Source organism: Methylococcus capsulatus str. Texas = ATCC 19069 (genome assembly GCF_000424685.1).
GTDB classification, from domain to species: domain Bacteria; phylum Pseudomonadota; class Gammaproteobacteria; order Methylococcales; family Methylococcaceae; genus Methylococcus; species Methylococcus capsulatus.
On the sequence record NZ_AUKJ01000022.1, the window covers coordinates 64,815 to 84,086 of the forward strand.

Consider the following 19,272-nt stretch of genomic DNA (forward strand, 5'->3'; position numbering starts at 1 on the left):
CACGGAAGAACGCCAAAACCATGCCCATCACCGACTGGCCCGCCGACGAACGCCCGCGCGAACGGCTGCTGAAGCTCGGCCCCGCCGCGCTGTCCGATGCCGAATTGCTGGCCATTTTTCTGCGCACCGGGATCGCGGGCAAAAGCGCGGTCGACCTCGCCCGCGACCTGCTCCAGGAATTCGGCTCGCTGTCCGCCCTGCTCAACGCGGACCACCAGCGCTTCGTGCGATCGGCCGGACTGGGCACGGCCAAGTACACACAGATTCAGGCCGTGCTCGAACTCGCGCGGCGCCATTTCGAAGAATGCCTGAAGCGCGAGGATGCGCTCACCAGCCCCGATCTGACGCGGCAATATCTCTCGAACTGGCTGAAAGGCAAACCTTACGAGGTGTTCGTCGGACTGTTCCTGGACAACCAGCACCGGGTGATTCGTGCGGAAGAACTGTTCCGCGGCACCATCGACGGGGCCTCGGTGTATCCTCGGGAAGTGGTCAAGCAGGCCCTCGCCGAGAACGCGGCGGCCATGATCTTCGCCCACAACCACCCCTCCGGCATCTGCGAACCCAGCGACGCCGACCGAATGCTCACGCAAAGGCTGAAGCAGGCGCTGGGGCTGGTCGACATCCGCGTGCTCGACCATTTCATCATCGGCGACGGCATGCCTTATTCCTTTGCCGAGCGGGGGTTGCTCTGAGCCCATGACCGGCGCGAAATCGAGCTGCCCCTGCGGCAGCGGCCTGACGTATTCGGACTGCTGCGGCGCCTTCCATACCGGCCCGAGCACCGCCCCCACCGCCGAAGCGCTGATGCGTTCGCGCTACAGCGCCTACGCATCGAAAAACGAAGCCTATCTGCTGCGGACCTGGGATGCCCGAACCCGGCCAGCGGCGTTGAACATCGCCGCCGATACCACACGCTGGCTGAGGCTGGACATCCTGCTCACCCGCCTCGGCGGCCCGTCGGATACCGAGGGTAAAGTCGAATTCCGGGCGCATTACCTCGCCGGCTCACGCCGCGGAACCCTCCACGAAACCAGCCGGTTCGTACGGCAGCAAAGCGCCTGGGTCTATCTCGACGGCGAAATCCATCCCGACAGCGGCGAAACCGCCGTCGGCCGGAACGAGCCCTGCCCCTGCGGCAGCGGGAGGAAATTCAAGCATTGCTGCGCCGTGTAGGGGAGCAGCATCGGATCCCTCCCGATTCAGGTGAAGGACGGCCCTCGTCCCCCGGCTCCGCCGATTCGTCATAAACCTGACCGCCAAGCCATGGCGACCAGACGGCCCAACCTTACCTCGGCATGCCGATCAGGTACAGCCCCAACCCCACCATGACTGCCCCGCTGACCAGTTTGAGCCAGCGGCCCTCGTTTTCCTGGAGCCGGCGCTGGCTCAGGGTGACGACGCCAATGCCGAGCACGATGACGTCGTCCAGCATGTAGGCGAGGTTGTACAGCAGGAGATACGCGTAGTATTCGGCGCCGCCCAACTGCCGCAGGGTCAGGATCCGGGTGTACAGGGCCGGGAACCCCGAGGTGCAAAGGAGTTCGACGAACTGCACCAGGACGGCGAGCACGATGGCACCGACCATGGCGCCCCAGAGGTTTTCCGCCTGCAGGATGCGCCGCATGCGGGCGTAGATGCCCGGCTTGGCGCTCGCCGGTATGGACAGCGAAATGCCACGGCCGTAGGTCCAGAAGTCCTTGAGGTGGATCGATCCGGCCAGAAGGGCGATCGCGGCGATGACGAGCTCCGATACCCGCGAAACGCCTATCCACACGAACAGATTGAGCCAGGCGGCCATGAATGCGAAATAGGCGATTCCTTCGACCGCCACGAAGGTGCCCGCGATCGCCAGCATATGCAGCCGGTCTTTCATCGGCGCCAGCAGCGAGATCATGAGGATCAGCACCCACAGCGAACACGGATTGAAGCCGTCAAGGAGTCCCAGGACGACGGTGAAGACGGGCAATCCAGCCTGTTCGAGGGTGATGCGTCGCCGGAACAGCTCGACCGCGAAGACCTCGGAAGCTGCAGGAGCCGCGGTTTCCGGGCCGCAGCTCAGGGCCGCTTCGGCTTCGCAGCTCTGCGACCCGGCCGGTCCGGCCAATCCCGCGTCGCCCAGCGCAGCGACGATCCGCTGCCCGTCCCCTGATTCACCCGAATAGCCGACGATCCACTGTCCCCGCACCAAAAACGAAGGAACCCGCGGAGTCTCGCGGTGTTCGGCCGCCAGCGCCTGCAACCGGGCCAGAGCGCGCGGGTCTCGCGTGACGTCGCGGACCAAGATACGCAGGCCGGGATGCTCGCGGCCAAGCGTCGCGAGAAAAGCTTCGGCTCGCTCGCAATGCGGACAGCCTTCGCGGACGAAAGCTTCGACGTCCGCCGGGGTCGGCTGAACCATTGCACCGCTTGGAGAGCCTTCCGCTACTGCGGCGCCCGGCAGCGCCATGCAGACGGCCAGCACCCACAGCGAAGGCCAGCGCTTCCAGCCGTGTCGAAGCCCCATGCGTCGCTCAGTCGATGCAGAACACCCGCTTGCCGGTGGTATGTCCGGCTTCGATGATGTCGTGTACCCGAGCGGCCTCCTCGAGCGGATGGACACCGCTCACGTACAGTTCGAGCTTGCCGTCATCGATCCATTCACCACAGGCACGGAGGATTTCCACGTGATGGTCCCGCGCTGCGTCCAGCTTGCGCAGCATCGGCACCAGCATCAGTTCGAAGCCGATCCTCAAGTTGCGCATCCGCGCTTCGGCCAGGGAGGTGGCGCCGGTGTCGAGCAGGGTCACCAGGTCGCCGAAATGGGCTGTGCATTCGACGCTGCGGCGAAACACCTCGGGACCGACCGTATCCAGCACCAGATCGGCGCCTCGCCCGCCGGTCAGAGCGTTGACTTCGGCGACGAAATCCTGAGTCCGGTAGTCGATGGTCTCATCGGCGCCCCAGCCCCTGGCCAGCGCGGCCTTGTCTTCGGAACCCACGGTGGCGATGACGCGCGCCCCGCGCAGTTTGGCCAACTGCACGGCGACATGGCCGACGCCGCCGGCGGCCGCATGGACCAGCACGGTCTGGCCGGGCTGCAGCCGTCCCCGATCGTACAAGGCACCCCAGGCCGTGATCAGGACCAGCGGACCGGCCGCCGCACTGGCGAACGCGCTCGATGCCGGCATGGGCGCCGCCCAGCGCTGATCCAGCACGGTATATTCGGCATAGTTCCCCTGCTCGGCGCCGAGGCCGCCGTTGCAAAACCAGACCCGGTCCCCGATCCGAAAGCGGTCCACCTCCGCCCCGGCTTCGACCACCTCGCCGGCTCCATCGCAGCCGAGGACCGCCGGCAGGGCATCGTCGTAGAACAGCCCGCGGCGGCGAACCTTGGTGTCGATGGGATTGACCCCCGCCGCCCGGAGCCGCACCTTGATCTGGGTCGGCGCCGTCAACGCCGGTTCGGGCAGGTCGCGCAGTTCCAGCACCTCGGCGGCTTCGCCGGGCCGGGTCATGACGATGGCTTTCATGGATGTCCTCTCCGTTGGGTTCGTTGGCGGTGATCGGCGGCGGCCATGGCGTCGTCCGGCAACCGGTATCGGGAATGCGGCCGCCGCACGCCCAGGAAGCGGCTCAGCCAGTACGGTTTGCTCAGGCTGGAAATCATGACGCCGGCATGGCTGCTGGAGGCATGGACGAAGGATTCGTTGCCGATGTAGATGCCGACGTGGGAATACGAGCGTCCGTCGGTCCGGAAAAACAGGAGGTCGCCGGGAAGGCGGCAATGCTTGGGAACCTCCGGCAGCTTGCTCGCCATCTCGCGGGCTGTGCGCGGCAGGTCGATGCCGTGTCGCCGATAGACGTGCTGGACGAAACCGCTGCAGTCGAATCCCTGTGCCGGTGAGGCTCCGCCCCACACATAGGGCACCCCCTGCAGACTCAGCGCATAGGGCACGACGTGGCCATTGGCGGCAGCCGGTGCACTCCGCGTCACCTCGGGCGTGCTCGCGCAGCCGGACAGCAGCGCGGGAAGCAGCAGCAAGACGAAACGCATGAGCGGAACCACGGCCATCGGCAGTTGAAGCGTTCTGAGTCACGGGCCGCCATTATCCGGACATTCCGCAGCGGGAGAAAGGGCGAGGACCGACTCGGCTCAGGGCGCCTCGGCCAGGAAGATCGCCCGACGCGGCGCGGGATGGCCTTCGATCGTGCGGGACGGATCCTCCGGATCGAGGAAGTCCGCCAACGACTGGAACCGCATCCAGCCGGTCGAGCGCTGCTCCTGGGTCGTCGTCGGGGACACGTCGATCAGCCGGGCCTGGCGGAAGCCCGCTCGCGTCAGCCAGGACGACAGCGTCGGCGGCGACGGAACGAACCAGACGTTGCGCATCTGGGCATAACGCCCCTCGGGCACCAGCACCCGGCCCGCCTCGCCTTCGACGACCAGGGTTTCCAGCACCAGCTCGCCGCCCGGCCGCAGACAGCCTTTCAATTCCACCAAATGGTCGAACGGCGAGCGGCGGTGATACAGCACGCCCATCGAGAACACCGTGTCGAAGGCCCGGGTTTCGGCCGGAACGTCCTCGATACCCAAAGGCAGCACGGCGACCGGCCAGTCCCCGGCGAAATGCCGCACCGCGAGAAACTGCACCACGCTGAGCAGAGTGGGATCGATACCGATCACCGACTTCGCACCGGCCCCCAGCATGCGCCAGGCGTGATAGCCGTTGCCGCAGCCGACATCGAGCACCCGCCGCCCCGCGAGCGGCGCGATGGCCCCCTCCAGCCGCCGCCATTTCAGGTCGGAGCGCCATTCGGCGTCGATGAAGATGCCGTGAATGTCGTATGGCCCCTTGCGCCAGGGGTGGAGTCGGCGCAGAGCGGTTTCGATGGAGCGGCGGGTAGCACCGTCGCAATCCGTATCGCCTTCTATCCTCACGGCGTTCTGGGCGAAATCCAGCCGCGTGGGGACGACCTTCGGCAACTCCCCCAGGAGCTGCATCCAGGCCGGCCAGTCGCCGTGGCGCCCTTCCTGAAAACGGGCCTCGATCCTGGGCAGAAGAAGCTCGACCCAGCCCGGAAAAGACCGGGGGGCCAGCAGCCCGGCAAACAGATCGCGATCGCTCACGTCCCCCCCGCCCGGTCCGCCGGGCCGGCCGTGCTAGAATCCGCCGAGGCCTCGGCACGGTGCCGAGCCGCACCACGACACGGAGGAATCAAGACATGGCCGGCCCCGACATCGAAGCCGTCAAGTCCTATCTGCTGGATCTTCAGGAGAGCATCTGCAATGCGCTGGAAACGGAAGAGCCGCGCGCCCGTTTCGTCGAGGACCGCTGGGAGCACGCCGCCGGCGGCGGCGGTCGGACCCGTGTCCTGAGCGGCGGAGAAACCTTCGAACAGGGCGGCGTCAACTTCTCCCATGTCCGCGGCGCCAGCCTGCCGGCCTCGGCGACGGCACACCGGCCGGAACTGGCCGGCCGCGGATTCCAGGCCACCGGCGTGTCGCTGGTCATCCATCCGCTGAATCCCTATGTCCCCACCTCGCACGCCAACGTGCGGTTCTTCCTGGCCGAGAAGGAAGGCGAGACACCGATCTGGTGGTTCGGAGGCGGCTTCGACCTCACACCTTTCTATCCGTTCGAGGAAGACGTGATCCATTGGCACAGGACGGCCCGGAGCGCCTGCCTTCCGTTCGGGGAAGACGTCTATCCCCGGTTCAAGCGCTGGTGCGACGAGTATTTCTTCCTGAAGCATCGCAACGAGACCCGCGGCGTGGGCGGCCTGTTCTTCGACGACCTGAACGAATGGGGATTCGAACGCAGCTTCGCTTTCCTCCGCAGCGTGGGCGACCATTACCTGAAGGCTTACCTCCCCATCGTCCAACGGCGGAAGGCGATACCTTATGGGGAGCGGGAGCGGGAGTTCCAGCTTTACCGGCGCGGACGCTACGTCGAATTCAACCTGGTTTACGATCGCGGAACCCTGTTCGGACTCCAGTCGGGGGGGAGAACCGAGTCCATCCTCATGTCACTGCCCCCCGTCGCCCATTGGCGCTACGACTGGCGGCCGGAGCGAGGCAGTGCCGAGGAAAACCTCTATCTCAACTACCTGAAACCCAAGGAGTGGCTCGAATCATGATTCCTTGTGGGCCAACGGCTCCTTGAACGCGTTGGCATTGCGCTGCACCAGTTCCTTGATCAGCGGCTCCAGACCCGTCTGAGCGACCTGCTGGGTGAAACTGGTGCGGTAGTTCTGCAGCAGGCTGATGCCTTCGATCAGCACGTCGTAGACCTTCCATTCACCCCCCGTCTGGACCATACGGTAGTTGACCGCGATCGGCTGCGCGCCTTCCTGCAGGACCTCGGTCCGGACCATCGTCTTGCCGGGCTCGGCGCCTTCCTGCATCGGCAGATAGCGGATGTTCCAGTTGGAATACTCGGTAAACGCCGTGGTGTAGGTCCGGACCAGGAGCGTCCTGAACTCCTTCTTGAACCGCTCCCTCTGATCCGGCGTGGCCGTCTTCCAGTACTTCCCCAGCACCAGGATGGAGACCCGCTCGAAATCCACGTGTGGATCGATGATGCGTTCGACCAGTTCGGTCGCCTTGCGGAAATCCTCTTTGTACTCGGGCTTTTGCAGTGAACTCTGAAGCTGGTTCGAGGTCTGCTGAATCACTTGCTGCGGAGGCGAGAGTTGCTCGGCAAAGGCCGATGCTGCAGACACCCCGCATAGCAATAGCACGAATTGCAAGCAACTCGCGTAACGCAATACGGCCTTGGCATTCATGAAAGACTCCTGAAGGGAATGAGGGGAAAAAAACAGGGGCGTCAAGCACGCGGTATCATAGCGTGCAAGCCTTGAGTACACTATACCATTCGATTCGGAAACCACCCAGTTCAAGGACATGCCCGAGACCCGCCCCGGACGCTTCCCGTCCATCCGCCTCCGCCGCATGCGCAGGGATGACTTCAGTCGCCGCCTGATGCGGGAAAACCGGCTGACGGCGGACGACTTGATCTACCCCTTGTTCGTCACCGAGGGCAGCCGGCTCCGCGAACCGGTAACATCGATGCCCGGCGTGGCGCGCCTCAGCCTGGACCTTCTGCTGGACGAAGCAACGGCCGCGTTCGAGCTGGGCATTCCGGCGGTCGCACTGTTTCCCGTGATCGACGCGGACAAGAAGGATCTGGAGGCCAGCGAAGCCTGGAATCCGGAAGGTCTGGCCCAGCGCGCTGTCAGGATACTGAAAGCCCGGCTCCCCGAACTGGGCGTCATCACAGACGTCGCCCTGGACCCTTTCACCTCGCACGGCCAGGACGGACTGATCGACGAGGACGGCTACGTGGTCAACGACAAGACGGTGGAAACCCTGGTGAAGCAGGCACTGTCCCACGCCGCCGCCGGCGCCGACGTGGTCGCCCCTTCCGACATGATGGACGGGCGCATCGGCGCCATCCGCCAGGCGCTCGAAGCCGAGGGGTTCGTCAATACCCGCATCCTCGCCTACTCGGCGAAGTACGCCTCCAGCTTCTACGGTCCGTTCCGCGACGCGGTAGGCTCGGCCGCGAACCTCGGCGGCGGCAACAAATACAGCTACCAAATGGACCCCGCCAACGGCGACGAAGCCCTGCGGGAAGTCGAACTGGACTTGCAGGAAGGCGCGGACATGGTCATGGTCAAGCCCGGTATGCCCTACCTGGACATCGTGCGGCGGGTGAAGGATCGCTTCGGCGTGCCCACCTATGCCTACCAGGTCAGCGGCGAATACGCCATGCTGAAGGCCGCTGCGCAAAACGGCTGGCTGGACGAGCGCGCGGTCGTCCTGGAGTCCCTGCTGGCATTCAAGCGCGCCGGCGCCGACGGCATCCTCACCTATTTCGCCAAGGACGTGGCGACCTGGCTGAAATGACCCAGCCCGACCGGTACGCCGTGTTCGGGCACCCGATCGAACACAGCCAGTCACCCCGCATCCATGCCCTGTTCGCCGCCCAGACCGGCCAGGACCTGATCTACACCGCCGAGGACGTGCCACCCGACCGGTTCGAATCCTGCGTCCGCGCGTTCTTCGACGGCGGTGGCCGCGGCCTCAACTGCACCATCCCGCTCAAGGAGATGGCCTGGCTGCTCGCGGACAACCGCAGCGCCAGGGCAAAGCGGGCGCGTGCGGTCAACACGCTGCTCCTGCGGGGCGATGGCTCGATCTTCGGCGACAACACCGACGGCATCGGTCTGCTCCGCGACCTGCGGGACAACCTCGGGCTGAACCTCGCGGGCACGAAAATCCTCATACTCGGCGCCGGCGGGGCGACGCGGGGAATCCTGGCGCCCCTGCTGGCCGAGCGGCCGGACCGGCTGGTGATCGCCAACCGCACCGTCGCCACGGCGGAAACCCTGACCGTGGAATTCGGCGACCTGGGCCCCGTCGAAGGCTGCGGCTTCGCTGCATTGGCCGGTCGCCGCTTCGACCTGATCATCAACGCCACAGCCGCCAGTCTGAGCGGCGAACTCCCGCCGCTCCCCGCCGACATACTCGCCCCCGGCGGCAGTTGCTACGACCTGGCCTATGCCGCCGAACCGACGCCCTTCGTGCGGTGGGGCCAGGAAAAGCAAGCGGTCGTCAGTGCCGACGGCATCGGCATGCTGGTGGAACAGGCCGCCGAAGCCTTCCTGCTCTGGCGCGGTGTGCGCCCGCAAACACGCCCGGTGATCGAGACGCTCGAAGCCGAGCGACGAACCGCGAAGTGATCCGACGGAGCAACACTCGAAGAAAAATCCGGCCGGGAACGCGTCCTACCCCGTCAAAAGGTGGAGCCGTTCCATCCCCAGAATCCCCCGGCGACATCGGTGAACTCGATATAGACGCGCGCCGGCGCTATCCCGGCGGAATCCTGCAGCAGCGAACACAGGGTCTGGGACAGGGCCTTGGTCTTGCCGGCGGGGAGGCCGATGCTCTTCAGTTCCACGAAAGCCGCCGGCTCGTCCGTGCCGGCGAAAAGCATGGCCGGATTCGAGGTGAGTTCCACCATCACATAGCGTTCCGGCTTGCCCAGTTCGCTGGCCATTCTTTGGGAAGCCGCAGCCAGCAGCGCTTTCGACTTCCCCGGTTCGAGCTCACGGTTCATATGGATTTTCAGGTATGGCATGGTGTTCTCCTTTTTGACGACAGCTCAAAGAGGCCACGGCTTCACGCAGTCAAGAATGCGCTGCGTTTGGCCAAGCAGGATTTCGATCTGCCGGGCGGACAAGGACTTGACGCTTTGGCTCCTCAGATGCGCTTCGAATTTCTGCAGGGACGCAAGCGCCGAGGCGTTATCCCTCTCCCCAAAGAACTTTTTCGCTGCCTGCAAATGTGTAACCGCGTCCCCGCTGTGCTCTTCGAATGGAAAAGCTTCAGTTGGAACCAGTCGATGCAGCAAACGCATAGACGTTACAGGGCGCAGTGACAATGGAGGATCGATGGAAGAAGCAGAGAGTGGCTGCGGCAGGTATCCAAGCATGTCGGAAATGATAGGGCGTGGATCCAGAGTCACATAGAGTTTGGTATGGGTGCGGATACCTTCTGGCCAAAGGTCGAGATAGATGTCGTGAATCCCGCAATCATCAGCGTCGTAGATCGTTTTGAGATGATAGAAACTGCCGCCCCGGATATGGGAAACGGTTTCGTACTCAAAGGCCTTGCCTTCCTTTTCCGGATTGCCATCGTAGAAAAGGGCGGTGAGGTGATCGTGGTCGTTTTCGGCATGTACGTTCGCTCGGACGGTCACTTTGTCTCCGAGGAGCGCGATTCGCCTCGAAAGCTGGATCCGATCGAGTCGCACGTCTCCGCTGCCATTGCCGGCGTGGCTCGCGCCTGGGGCATTGGGCGGGGCGACGTAGAACAAACTGGGATAGAAACCGACGTTGTTGCTGTACGCTTCGACCAGCCCGGCGGCATCGGTGATGCTGGTAAACGTACCGGGTAGTTGGTAGAGACCGTGGCCGGGCATCTCCCCGATGAGGTTGCCTTGGGCGTCCTGCATCCATACGAGCACCCAGAACGCGAGATACTGATCGGCATGGGCGGTGGTGTCCAGTTTGTCGGTGCTGGCCAAGACCCAGTTCGGCTGCTGCTCCTCGGCTGAGTTGGTTTGCGAATTGAACCCCGGGATCGGCGCGAGCGAAACCTGATCGATCAGGAAGGCATCGCCGGCCGGTATTTTCGTCGTCTCATCGAATGGCTGGCCGTAGAATCGAACCTGCACCGAACTTCCCGGCGGCACATCGGTCGTCGAATAGTTGTAGACGCGGGCCTGCAGTCGCACTTTTTCGCCCGCGCGCGCCTTCGCGATCTGTGGACCCTCCCCGTTTGCTTCCCCGGGCGAGATCAGCAAGCCTTTCATCCATAAGAATTGACTGGTCCAGAGATCATCAGGATCCCAATCCGGGGCGTTAAAGTTCGCACACCAGGTTCCGGGCAACCCGGGCTGGACCAACAGGCAATTGGGAGCAAGCTTGTTACCCTGGACGATGGTCCAGCGAGCCGGATGGTTCAGCGCGACGTCGGGCAGCGAATAGGGGTTTGTCTGCCACCACGAACCGCTGTTTGGGTTCGTTGGATCGGCTGTATATTCTGCGCGCAGGATGCCGTTCGTCTGCACGTCGGTACCGAGATCAAGCTGTTGCGTGTCAGGATCCGGCTTGGTGCCAAAGATGTACGAACCTACCATGTACTGGTAGTTTTGGGGGTCAACAAAGGTACCGGGTTTGATGATACCGATCCCCGTGGACGCCCCCACTGAAATCGTCGAGGTATTGAGATTGCTGATCGATTTGCTGCCATTGTACGAAAAGTTGAACGAGCCACCGGCTCCCACCTTGGCGTTTCGCGAAATGCTAAGGTCCAGGAACCAGGAATAGTTGTGAGCCGAACCCACGGTCACGGTACTGCCTTGACCAGCCGACCAGTTCGTTTTTTGCGTCTGCTGAGAGCCGTCAGTGGCGAAAAGCTGCGGGGAGTTCGAAGTCAATAAATCGATGTTCGGTTCGAGTTTTTGGAGCTGCTGCAAACTCCAAGGATAGGAGAAAACATTGAAGGGTTCGTGTACGGGCTGGTACCACTCCACCTTGGCGCCGTCCAAATGAGCATAGCTGACATCGCTCGGCCCGGAAAACATCACATTGAGCTGCACCAGTTCGCTGGGGCTGCACAGAGGCGTCGGCGAGCCTGGCTTCGGCGGGCAAACATACTGTCCGATGACTGGATAGACGTATATGTTTTGCGTTTCATCTTTGATCCAGATATCGTCATCTATGGTGGTCTGCACACTCAAATCAAACGCGTACTTGGAGTATTTATTATATTTTTTTGCCACCGAGTCCTGCCACTGCTGAGTAGATCCGGCTTTTACTGTGATCGATATAGTAGATACGTCTGGCACGCCCCACGAGTAAGATCCAGAAATACTTTCTGTAATGGAATGACTGAAGCTGGTGGTGCTTTCTGACGAGGATTGATTGGATTGCGATTGCTCCATCTGGTAGGTGCTGGAGAAACCCTTATGACCAGATAGATTCAACACTTCAGGTTGCGTTCCATCGGCCGGGGTGATCCAGTCCACGTGCTGGGGCGGCATGGAGAGGATCGTCAGGGGCTGCGTGAAAGTCGAAGTGAGCTTCGTCGGATTCCCGAGCAAGGCGGAGCGGCCTTGGGTATCGCCCGCCATCAGATGCGAGAGGCCGCCTTGTGGTCCGGTAAATTGGACATTCCCGCCCGGAACCGGCGACAGCGCATAATCGTTGGACGGGTCTACGTGGAACAGCCAAAGCTGGGCTTGATACACGGGCTGGTGGACAGGGGGAGGATTATAAGTGCCCTTGTACCAAAGTAGCGCGATCTCGAGCTGGATCGGCTGGTTCTGCTCGATTTCCTGATCGAAGTTGCCGACGGCGACCGAATAGATTCCAGCGGAGTATACGGGATTTCCCTCCTGATCGTGTTCCAATAAGCTAAAAATCTGCTCCCTGGGTTTATAGATGTTGAGATTGCCGTCGAGGGTAAACACCGCGACATGCGCATATTCTCCTGGCGTTTCCGTGGTGGTGGCGACGATCTGCTCCGAGTCACCAAAAAAGTCGAGATTGTCGCTCACCATCGCAATCTTCCAAACGCCGTTACCGGTCGCGCCCCAGTTTTCCGTATCGGCCACCGCGATGCTGTATACGGTGGGATTGGTGCTGGCCACTTCGACCTGCAGCGAACGCAGGTCCACATGATCTGTGTCGCCAAGGCTGTATTTGTACATGAGGACGAGATCGGAAAGCGGCAGCGCCGTCTGCGGATTGACGGCACCGCTGTACACGCCGGCCACCATGGCCATCTCCAAATTGGTACTCGATGGAATGGTGAATGCCGTGGAGCCGGAAGGCGCGAGCGAGATGTTCGCGAGGCGCCCTTGGCTGTCGTGAGTCACCGTCACGGTGTAAATCGTGACGGTGACGTTATTGTTCTGGGCGGCGGCGAGCGCCACTTCCGGTATGCCATCGCCGTCGAAATCCCCGGCGGCCAGGACTGCCCACTTGTTGGTCAAGTCGAAGGGTGCCGCACCGGCTTCGCTGTAGAACAGCCCATCGTCGATTTTTTCGACGTTTTTTGCGGTGAGGATATAGATGCTGTTGCCGACGAGGTAGGCGAAATCCGCATAACCGTCGCCTGTGAAATCCGCCCTCGGAAACTGGTTCAAGTTCGGAGTGCCGCTTACGTTGAGAGGGAAGGTGCGGGTCACCGTGCCGTTTGGATTCTGATCTTGGATCACGACCGAATCCTGGACCACCGTGACCAACACGTCGCGCGGCAGCTTGAACATGCGCCCGATCCCTGTGGCGTAGCTTCCAGGATTGGGGAGATTGCTATAGCTCTGCTGCGAACCCAGGCCACCGTTTTTCGTTTGCACGATCGTCTGGACCTGCAATCCCGTAGGGTTCATCTGGGTGACGATGAGGTCGTCCACCGGAAACAGACGGCGCTTGCCGGAGAGGATGTCGCCGATCTTGGAGAAGTCCGGGTCGGCTGAGCAGGGCTTGGCCGGAACAAGACCCAGCAGAGCGATTGCGAGTATGAGTGCGAGATGGATGGTTCGTGACATGGTAAGCTCCTTGACGAATGGCACCAAATTGCCTACGTCTGCCAACAAGCTCACATACGAGATTCCGCTTTCCTAGAATAGGAGTCGGAATTCTAAAACCAGCTTTTTTGGGCTTGTCAAGATGAATCCTTGCAAAATTCGGCGGGAGCGCCCTCCCGGAAAATCCATCCATGTCTGGTCACCCATGGAACTGCAGAAAGCCCTATGGGGAGCCGAGATCGGACGGACCGCAAACGGTGTTGCGTTTTTTCCCGGCAGGAGGTCTCCATCCCTATGGGCACAAAGCTTACGGAACTCAGGATGACCTTGCCCTCGGCCCGCGAGTCTTGCGCATGTTGGGTCACAACATAACACCGTCGCGCAAATACCGCTCCTTTAGCCTGACGTAACCGTCGCGGGAATGGACGAGGAACTCGAGTTCGGAGTCCTTCAGAGGCCGCGCCTGTCTGACGGGCGATCCGACGTAGAGGTAGCCGCTTTCCAGGCGCTTGCCCGGCGGGACCAGGGTACCGGCACCGACCATGACGCGGTCCTCGATGACGGCGCCGTCCATGACGATGGCGCCGATGCCGATCAGGCACAGGTCGCCGATGGTGCAGCCGTGCAGCACGGCGCGGTGGCCGACGGTGACGCCGGCGCCGACGATCAAGGGGAATCCGGCTTCGTTGAAGGCGCTGGGCTGGGTGACGTGCAGCACGCTGCCGTCCTGGATGTTGGTGGCGGGGCCGATTTCGATGCGGTGGACGTCGCCGCGGGCGACCACGCAGGGCCAGATCGAAACATCGTCGCCCAGGCTCACGTCGCCCGCCACGAAGGCGCTTTCCGCCACGAATACGTTATGGCCCAGTGTGGGGTGGATACCATTGTAGGTCTGAATCGCCATCTTTCCTCTCTGCCGGTCGGCGTTCTGGCGATGGCCGCCGGCCGCTATACTGGACCCCACGCAGGAGGAGAGTCGCCATGCCCATCGCCGGTTTCATATTTTTCGGGGTGCTGATCCTGATCACCCTGTACGTGATCCTGATCTATAACCGTCTCGTGCAACTCAAGCATGATACCGTAAAAGCCTGGGCCAACATCGACGTGCTCCTGGCCCAGCGCCACGACGAGCTGCCCAAGCTGGTGGAAACCTGCAAGCAGTACATGAAGCACGAAAAGGAAACGCTGGAACGGGTGATCCAGGCCCGCGGTGGCGTCTCCGCGGCCCGCAAACATCACGACGTCCGCGCCCTGGGCGCAGCCGAGGGCGAGCTGCGTCAAGGCTTGATGAGCCTTTTCGCCGTAGCCGAGAACTACCCCGAACTGAAAGCCGACCAGTCGTTCCGGATGCTGGAGCGTCGCATCACCGAGCTGGAAAGCTCGATCGCCGACCGCCGCGAGTTCTACAACGATCACGTCAACGCCAACAATGTACGGCTCGACCAGTTTCCCGACCTCGTCATCGCCCGCCTGTTCGGCTTCAAGCCGTTCGACCTGCTGGAATTCTCGGATACCGACACCAGCAACCCGGACCTGCGCGCCCTGTTCGGCTGATGGGTATGTCCGGCTGGCTCGCGGCGGCGGGGGAACACGAAATCTGGCTGCTGACCTGGCTGAGCGCCGCCATGGCGGCGCTGTGCCTGTGGCAGGGTTTCCGCCATCTGGGCCATGGCCGGGCGATCACCGACCGGCCGACTTCGCGCATTCGCTCGGCTGCCCAGGGATACGTCGAACTGGAAGGACGCGCCCGGATGATGGCGGGCGCCCCCATCATCGCACCCTTGAGCGGGAAACGCTGCGTGTGGTACCGCTACACGCTGGAACGCAAAGACCGGGGCAGCGGAGACTCAAGCTGGCAAACGATCGACGCGGGCACCAGCACGGCCATCTTCGAAATCGAGGATGAAACCGGTCGCTGTGTCGTCGATCCCGAGGACGCCGAGGTACTGCCGCCCATCCGCCTGAGCTGGCGCGGCCTCTACCCGCAGCCCGGCGGCCCGCCGCGCGGCCGCCGAAGTGTCTGGGAGGTCCTGCTTCCGGCCGGACCCTACCGTTATACCGAGTCCCGCATCCCCGAAGGCGAGTGGCTTTTCGTTTCCGGCCAGTTCGCCGGCATCGGCGGCGGCGATTGCTCCCCCGAGGAAGAGACCCGGGATCTGCTGGCAGCCTGGAAACGGGACAAGACGGCTTTGCTGCGGCGCTTCGACGAGAACAAGGATGGCGACATCGACCTGGCGGAATGGGAGAAGGCGCGGGAATCGGCCCGCGACGAGGTGTTTCGACGGCGCGGCACCGCAGCCCATTCGGTGGAGCTCAACGTGCTGAGGAAACCGCGTGACGGGTCGAGATTCCTGATCTCGGCGCTGTCCCAGGATCACTTGGCCCGGCGCCATTTGTGGCTAGGGCTGGCCTGGCTGACGGGTTTCCTGGTCGCCGCGAGCCTGGGCGGCGCGGTGTCGGCCAGGCTGTGGAATGGTTGAGTGACGGGAAGCGCCCTCCCTCATCCGGCCCCACGGGCGACCTTTGTTTTCCGGACAATCTAGCCCGAAACCCTGCCGGCGAGCTTCGCTCGACCAAAATCGCTCCCGGCGTTTTCGTCCCAGTGGGAGAAGGGAAAAAGCCGCAACGCCCCCTCAACCGAGTTTGCGCGAAGCCTTCTCCTCCAGACCCGACATACCGAAGCGCCGGCCCAGCTCCCGCAGCACATCGTCCGGCCCGAGCCCCTGTTGGGCGAGCAGTACGCAGCAGTGGAACCACAGGTCGGCCATTTCGTAGACGATCTTTCCGGGTTCCCCGTCCTTGGCGGCGATCACGGTTTCGGTGGCCTCTTCACCGATCTTCTTGAGGATGGTGTCGAGCCCCTTGGCATACAGGCTCGCCGCATAGCTCTTGTCCGGCGCTTCGGTCTTGCGCTGTTCCAGGATTTCCGCCAACCGGTGCAGGACGTCCATCACTCAGGCTCCGTAGATCGAATCGGGCGGCTTCAGGACGGGTTCGACCGTCACCCAGCGGCCGTCCTGCAGCACGCGGTAGAAGCAGTGGTGGCGGCCGGTGTGGCAGGCAATGCCGCCGGCCTGTTCGACCTTGAGCAGCACCACGTCCTCGTCGCAGTCGATGCGGATTTCCAGCACCTTCTGGCGGTGGCCGGACTCCTCGCCCTTGCGCCACAGCCGGCCGCGCGAGCGCGACCAGTACACCGCGTAGCCTTCCGCGGCGGTCAAAGCCAAGGCCTCGCGGTTCATCCACGCCACCATCAGCACTTGGCCGGTCCCGGCTTCCTGCGCCACCACCGGCACCAGACCGTCAGCGGTCCAGCGTATCTCGTCGAGCCAGGCGCTCACCGGCGCACCTCGATGCCCTGGGTGGCCAGGAAATCCTTGGCTTGGCCGAGACTGTACTCGGCGAAATGGAAAATGCTGGCGGCGAGCACGGCATCGGCCCGGCCTTGCAGGATACCGTCGGCGAGATGCTGGAGATTGCCCACGCCGCCGGAGGCGATGACCGGCACGCCGACCGCGTCGCTGACCGCCCGGGTCAGTCCCAGGTCGAAGCCGGAACGGGTACCGTCGCGGTCCATGCTGGTGAGGAGGATTTCACCGGCACCCAGTTCGACCATGCGCCGCGCCCATTGCACGGCATCCAGCCCGGTCGGCTTGCGTCCGCCGTGGGTGAAAATCTCCCACCGTGGCGGGTCCTCGCTCACCTGCTTGGCGTCGATGGCCACCACGATGCACTGCGAGCCGAAACGCTCGGCGGCCTCGCGCACGAACTCGGGATTGAACACCGCGGCGGTGTTGATGCTGACCTTGTCGGCACCGGCATTGAGCATGCGGCGGATGTCGTCCAGGGTACGGATGCCGCCCCCCACCGTCAGCGGGATGAACACCTCGCCGGCGACCTGCTCGACCACGTGCACCATGGTTTCGCGGTCGTCGGAACTGGCGGTGATGTCGAGAAAGGCCAGCTCATCCGCTCCCTCCCGGTCGTAGCGCCGGGCGATCTCCACCGGATCACCGGCATCGCGGATGTCGACGAAACGGACGCCTTTGACCACGCGCCCGTTGTCGACGTCAAGGCAGGGAATGATGCGCTTGGCCAGCATGCTAGAAGGTTTCCGCCAGCTTGAGACCCTCGGCGAAGTCCAGCGTGCCTTCATAGATCGCCCGGCCGGTGATGGCACCAATGACGCCGTCGCCGACGATCTCGCCCAGCGCCTTGATGTCGTCGATCGTCGTGATGCCGCCGGAGGCGATCACGGGGATGTGGATCGCACGCGCCAGCCGGGAGGTGGCCTCGATGTTCACGCCGCCCATCATGCCGTCGCGGCTGATGTCGGTATAGATGATCGCCTCCACGCCATCCGCCTCGAATTTCTGCGCCAGGTCGATCACGTCATGGTGTGAGAGTTTGGACCAGCCGTCGATGGCGACCTTGCCGTCGCGGGCGTCCAGGCCGATGATGATGTGGTTGGGGAATTCGGCCGTGACATCGCTCACGAAATGGGGCGCGCTGACCGCCTTGGTGCCGATGATGACGAAATCGACCCCGGCGTTCAGATAACCCTGGATGGTCTCCTCGTCGCGGATACCGCCGCCGACCTGGATCTCGACGTCGGGACAGGCCTCGCGGATGGCATGGATGGTCTCGGCATTGCGCGGCTTGCCAGCGAAAGCCCCGTCCAGGTCCACCAGATGCAGGCGCCGGGCACCGGCAGCGACCCAGCGGCCGGCCACCGCCACCGGATCATCGGAAAACACCGTATCGTCTTCCATGCGGCCCTGCCGCAGGCGGACACATTTGCCGTCTTTCAAGTCGATAGCCGGTATCAGCAGCATAAACGTAAGGCCCTCAACGCCCTCAGTAGCGGGTTTTTCAACGGGATGACCAAGGTTCCCACCGGAGAAAATTGGCCAGCAGACGCAAACCGGCGGCCTGGCTCTTTTCGGGATGAAACTGCACCGCGAAAACCTTGCCCCGCGCCACGGCCGCCGCAAACGGGGTGGGATAGTCGCTGGTCGCGGCGACGTCGGCCGGATCGGCGGGCGCCGCGTAATAGCTATGCACGAAATAGAACCAGCTCTCCGCCGGGATACCGGCCCAAAGCGGATGGGATGGGTCGCTGAAATGAACACGGTTCCAGCCCATGTGCGGGATCTTGAGCGGTTCGCCGGCAGCACCGGTGAGCCCTTCCGGGAACCGCAGCACCCGGCCCGTAATGAGGCCGAGGCAGCGGGTGCCGCCGTTCTCCTCGCTCTCTTCAAGCAACGCCTGCATGCCGAGACAGATGCCGAGGAACGGCTTCTCAGCGGCGGCGCGGCGGACAACCTGCTCCAATCGCCGCTCGGCGAGGTGCGCCATGCAGTCACGCATGGCTCCCACCCCGGGGAACACCACGCGATCACTCGCAAGGATCACGTCCGGATCGGACGTGACCGTGACAGCGGCGTTTGCGTCTGCATGCTGGAGCGCCTTGGCGATGGAGTGGAGATTCCCCATGCCGTAATCGATGACCGCCACCGAAGACATAAGCTCAGGTTCTGTCGGAAAAGTAAAGATGGATCGAGGGTCGGACTCAGAGCAGACCTTTGGTCGAAGGGAGGACGCCGGCGGTTCTCGCATCGCGCTCGACGGCCGCGCGCACCGCGCGCCCGAACGCCTTGAATATGGTCTCGGCGACGTGATGGGCGTTCAGCCCTTTGAGATTGTCGATGTGCAGCGTCGCCTGGGCGTGGTTCACGAATCCACGGAAGAACTCGACGAACAGATCCACCTCGAAGTCGCCGATGCGGTCGCGGGGAAATTCGACCTCGTAGAACAGACCGGAGCGTCCTGAAAAATCGATCACCACCCGCGACAGCGCCTCGTCCAGGGGGACGTAGGCATGGCCGTAGCGGTGAATGCCGCGCTTGTCGCCCAGCGCCTTGGCGAAAGCCTGGCCGAGCGCGATGCCGATGTCTTCCACGGTGTGGTGGGCGTCGATGTGCAAGTCACCCTTCGCTTCGACCTCCAGGTCCATGCAGCCGTGCCTCGCCACCTGGTCGAGCATGTGGTCGAGAAAATGTACGCCGCTACGGAATTTACCCTTGCCGGTGCCGTCCAGGTCGACCTGGACCCTTATCTGCGTTTCCAGGGTATAACGCTCGACCTCAGCGGTTCGCCTGTTCATGGAGGAGGGAAGAATGAATCGTGT

Annotated in this window: 21 protein-coding genes; 7 read left to right on the forward strand and 14 right to left on the reverse strand. The window is 63.1% G+C overall.

From position 1 onward, the window contains the following. The first annotated feature begins 20 nt into the window (after window positions 1-20). Together radC and H156_RS0110650 are read left to right on the forward strand one after the other, a co-directional pair. Window positions 21-695 carry a RadC family protein gene (gene radC, locus H156_RS0110645; RefSeq protein WP_017365557.1) on the forward strand — a complete coding sequence of 225 codons (675 nt, stop codon included), beginning with the start codon at window positions 21-23 and terminating at the stop codon, window positions 693-695. Window positions 696-699: 4 nt separating this feature from the next. Beyond that, entirely contained in the window at window positions 700-1,176 is a 477-nt protein-coding gene (locus H156_RS0110650; protein ID WP_017365558.1) for a YchJ family protein, read from the forward strand. Between the two features lie 112 nt (window positions 1,177-1,288). Here the strand turns inward: H156_RS0110650 and H156_RS0110655 are convergent, their stop codons facing one another. The 4 genes from H156_RS0110655 to cmoB form a co-directional block, all read right to left on the reverse strand. Further along, complete coding sequence (locus H156_RS0110655) at window positions 1,289-2,506, reverse strand: glutaredoxin family protein (protein WP_017365559.1); 1,218 nt, start codon at window positions 2,504-2,506, stop codon at window positions 1,289-1,291. 7 nt (window positions 2,507-2,513) lie between these two features. Beyond that, window positions 2,514-3,512: a zinc-dependent alcohol dehydrogenase family protein gene (locus H156_RS0110660; RefSeq protein WP_017365560.1), complete on the reverse strand. Its 999-nt coding sequence runs from the start codon at window positions 3,510-3,512 to the stop codon at window positions 2,514-2,516. After that, complete coding sequence (locus tag H156_RS0110665) at window positions 3,509-4,054, reverse strand: C40 family peptidase (protein WP_017365561.1); 546 nt, start codon at window positions 4,052-4,054, stop codon at window positions 3,509-3,511. Before H156_RS0110665 ends, H156_RS0110660 begins: the two co-directional genes overlap by 4 nt. 81 nt (window positions 4,055-4,135) lie before the next feature. Beyond that, complete coding sequence (gene cmoB, locus H156_RS0110670) at window positions 4,136-5,110, reverse strand: tRNA 5-methoxyuridine(34)/uridine 5-oxyacetic acid(34) synthase CmoB (protein WP_017365562.1); 975 nt, start codon at window positions 5,108-5,110, stop codon at window positions 4,136-4,138. Between the two features lie 95 nt (window positions 5,111-5,205). Between cmoB and hemF the strand changes: the two genes are divergently transcribed. After that, entirely contained in the window at window positions 5,206-6,120 is a 915-nt protein-coding gene (gene hemF / locus H156_RS0110675; protein WP_017365563.1) for an oxygen-dependent coproporphyrinogen oxidase, read from the forward strand. Here the strand turns inward: hemF and H156_RS0110680 are convergent. Continuing rightward, window positions 6,115-6,768 (reverse strand): MlaC/ttg2D family ABC transporter substrate-binding protein, encoded by a 654-nt coding sequence (locus H156_RS0110680; RefSeq protein WP_010961993.1) that lies wholly within the window; start codon window positions 6,766-6,768, stop codon window positions 6,115-6,117. The genes hemF and H156_RS0110680 overlap by 6 nt on opposite strands. A 118-nt stretch (window positions 6,769-6,886) precedes the next feature. Here H156_RS0110680 and hemB point away from each other — a divergent pair, with 118 nt between their 5' ends. Together hemB and aroE are read left to right on the forward strand one after the other, a co-directional pair. Further along, window positions 6,887-7,891: a porphobilinogen synthase gene (hemB, locus tag H156_RS0110685; RefSeq protein WP_017365564.1), complete on the forward strand. Its 1,005-nt coding sequence runs from the start codon at window positions 6,887-6,889 to the stop codon at window positions 7,889-7,891. After that, window positions 7,888-8,727: a shikimate dehydrogenase gene (aroE, locus tag H156_RS0110690; protein WP_017365565.1), complete on the forward strand. Its 840-nt coding sequence runs from the start codon at window positions 7,888-7,890 to the stop codon at window positions 8,725-8,727. Before hemB ends, aroE begins: the two co-directional genes overlap by 4 nt. Window positions 8,728-8,780: 53 nt before the next feature. Here aroE and H156_RS0110695 read toward each other — a convergent pair whose 3' ends face one another. From H156_RS0110695 to H156_RS0110705, 3 genes are all read right to left on the reverse strand, one after another. Continuing rightward, complete coding sequence (locus H156_RS0110695; protein WP_017365566.1) at window positions 8,781-9,125, reverse strand: phenylpyruvate tautomerase MIF-related protein; 345 nt, start codon at window positions 9,123-9,125, stop codon at window positions 8,781-8,783. Between the two features lie 24 nt (window positions 9,126-9,149). Further along, window positions 9,150-13,103: an FG-GAP-like repeat-containing protein gene (locus tag H156_RS0110700; protein WP_050998198.1), complete on the reverse strand. Its 3,954-nt coding sequence runs from the start codon at window positions 13,101-13,103 to the stop codon at window positions 9,150-9,152. Window positions 13,104-13,443: 340 nt separating this feature from the next. Further along, window positions 13,444-13,986, reverse strand: a complete 543-nt coding sequence (locus H156_RS0110705; protein ID WP_010961998.1) for a gamma carbonic anhydrase family protein — start codon at window positions 13,984-13,986, stop codon at window positions 13,444-13,446. Window positions 13,987-14,063: 77 nt separating this feature from the next. Between H156_RS0110705 and H156_RS0110710 the strand changes: the two genes are divergently transcribed. Both H156_RS0110710 and H156_RS0110715 read left to right on the forward strand, forming a co-directional pair. Beyond that, window positions 14,064-14,636: a LemA family protein gene (locus tag H156_RS0110710; RefSeq protein WP_017365568.1), complete on the forward strand. Its 573-nt coding sequence runs from the start codon at window positions 14,064-14,066 to the stop codon at window positions 14,634-14,636. A gap of 5 nt (window positions 14,637-14,641) precedes the next feature. After that, on the forward strand, window positions 14,642-15,562 hold the full coding sequence (locus H156_RS0110715) for a GIDE domain-containing protein (RefSeq protein WP_017365569.1): 921 nt from the start codon (window positions 14,642-14,644) through the stop codon (window positions 15,560-15,562). A 153-nt stretch (window positions 15,563-15,715) separates the two neighbouring features. On the opposite strand, the gene H156_RS0110720 is transcribed toward H156_RS0110715, so the two are convergent. Genes H156_RS0110720 through hisB form a run of 6 tightly spaced genes read right to left on the reverse strand, consistent with a single transcriptional unit; the run spans window position 15,716 to window position 19,248 of the window. Beyond that, on the reverse strand, window positions 15,716-16,033 hold the full coding sequence (locus H156_RS0110720; RefSeq protein WP_010962001.1) for a phosphoribosyl-ATP diphosphatase: 318 nt from the start codon (window positions 16,031-16,033) through the stop codon (window positions 15,716-15,718). A 3-nt stretch (window positions 16,034-16,036) separates the two neighbouring features. Next, entirely contained in the window at window positions 16,037-16,423 is a 387-nt protein-coding gene (gene hisI / locus H156_RS0110725; protein WP_010962002.1) for a phosphoribosyl-AMP cyclohydrolase, read from the reverse strand. Next, window positions 16,420-17,184, reverse strand: a complete 765-nt coding sequence (gene hisF / locus H156_RS0110730) for an imidazole glycerol phosphate synthase subunit HisF (RefSeq protein WP_010962003.1) — start codon at window positions 17,182-17,184, stop codon at window positions 16,420-16,422. Before hisF ends, hisI begins: the two co-directional genes overlap by 4 nt. Before the next feature lies 1 nt (window position 17,185). Beyond that, a complete protein-coding gene (gene hisA, locus H156_RS0110735) occupies window positions 17,186-17,917 on the reverse strand; it encodes a 1-(5-phosphoribosyl)-5-[(5-phosphoribosylamino)methylideneamino]imidazole-4-carboxamide isomerase (protein ID WP_010962004.1) in 732 nt (243 codons plus the stop codon). A 37-nt stretch (window positions 17,918-17,954) separates the two neighbouring features. Then, window positions 17,955-18,608, reverse strand: coding sequence for an imidazole glycerol phosphate synthase subunit HisH (gene hisH, locus H156_RS0110740; RefSeq protein WP_010962005.1), 654 nt, complete (start codon window positions 18,606-18,608; stop codon window positions 17,955-17,957). Between the two features lie 46 nt (window positions 18,609-18,654). Next, window positions 18,655-19,248, reverse strand: a complete 594-nt coding sequence (gene hisB / locus H156_RS0110745) for an imidazoleglycerol-phosphate dehydratase HisB (protein ID WP_010962006.1) — start codon at window positions 19,246-19,248, stop codon at window positions 18,655-18,657. Window positions 19,249-19,272: the final 24 nt, after the last annotated feature.